2 protein-coding genes and 1 pseudogene are annotated in these 1054 nt (G+C 35.3%); 2 read left to right on the forward strand and 1 reads right to left on the reverse strand.

Annotated elements, in window-relative coordinates:
* Together F6K22_RS41475 and F6K22_RS41480 are read left to right on the forward strand one after the other, a co-directional pair.
* Positions 1-216 (forward strand): Uma2 family endonuclease (locus F6K22_RS41475; protein ID WP_293111044.1); only part of this gene is annotated, 216 nt, incomplete at its 5' end.
* A gap of 6 nt (positions 217-222) precedes the next feature.
* Positions 223-345 carry a hypothetical protein gene (locus F6K22_RS41480; protein WP_293111045.1) on the forward strand — a complete coding sequence of 41 codons (123 nt, stop codon included), beginning with the start codon at positions 223-225 and terminating at the stop codon, positions 343-345.
* A 124-nt stretch (positions 346-469) separates the two neighbouring features.
* On the opposite strand, the pseudogene F6K22_RS41485 reads toward F6K22_RS41480, so the two are convergent.
* Positions 470-910: pseudogene (locus tag F6K22_RS41485) on the reverse strand (GUN4 domain-containing protein); the annotation flags it as partial.
* Positions 911-1054: the final 144 nt, after the last annotated feature.

Raw genomic sequence — 1054 nt, forward strand, 5'->3', positions numbered from 1 at the left:
TTTACTAATGAGGAATTAGTACGAGGTAAAATTAGGTTTGATTTTAATAATGACCCACCTCCATATTTAGCAATTGAGATTGATATTACCAGTAGTTCTTTAGAACGTTTAACAATTTATGCTGCTTTAGGTGTCAGAGAAATATGGAGATTTGATGGGGAAAAGTTGTTTATTTATTGTTTGAAAGAGGGGAGTTATCAGGAGCAAGAAAAGTAAAATGTTTTGCCAATTTTATCTAAGTCAGTTATTTTAAGTTTTCTCATTAGGCGAGGAGAAAAAGGTGAGAATGCTTTACTCCGTGAGTTTCGTGAATGGTTAGAGAATCAGAATATTATTGAGGAATAGAACATAGGTAAAGTTCTCTGATAATTGATAACTGAAACAGGGTATTAAAAATGCTCAAATCAAGAAAACTCGTAAAATTTAGTTCCCAAAACTTTTTTCTGTTGACGGCTGAAACGCTTATATGTTACAGTCTACAAGTCTCTGCGCGAGATAGCCGAGACCCATCCAATACCATCACCCCACAACACCTCCCCAAAGGGAGGTGCCCCGTGTAATGCGTCTCAGTATCTCGTGTCCAGGTTAGCTCATCGTAGTTCAACCATTCGTCTCCTTTTCTCCATCCTACTTTCTCTCCAAATTTTTCCCATACCTCTCTATTATGCTCTTTTTTTCCACCCAAACTCTGATAAATTTTCTTCTGTACAGAAAAGCCAAACTTACCATCACTAGATTTTACCCAAAGTTGGTCAATTGTGCGGAGGTCTGTACAAGAAAAATTTTCTATATCTTGTCCTCCTAGATATCCTTGCTCTTCTCGCTCCGCAACTTTCAACATTAAACGAGAAGTTTCTTCATCAGCTTCTTTCCATTTCTTTTGTTTTAGTAGTTTTTCTAGGGTGGAATAGTCTACATTTTTGTGTTATTGTGTTGTTATATTATTGATTGTTTCTTGTTGTTGTATTTTTGTACTTTTTGTGTTTTCTTTCTTTTGTAAAACAGATAATTCATCTAGATTTGAAGCAACTAATATTAACGAAACTCCTAGCAA

The sequence above is a fragment of the Okeania sp. SIO2F4 genome (assembly GCF_010672385.1).
Lineage (GTDB): Bacteria > Cyanobacteriota > Cyanobacteriia > Cyanobacteriales > Microcoleaceae > Trichodesmium.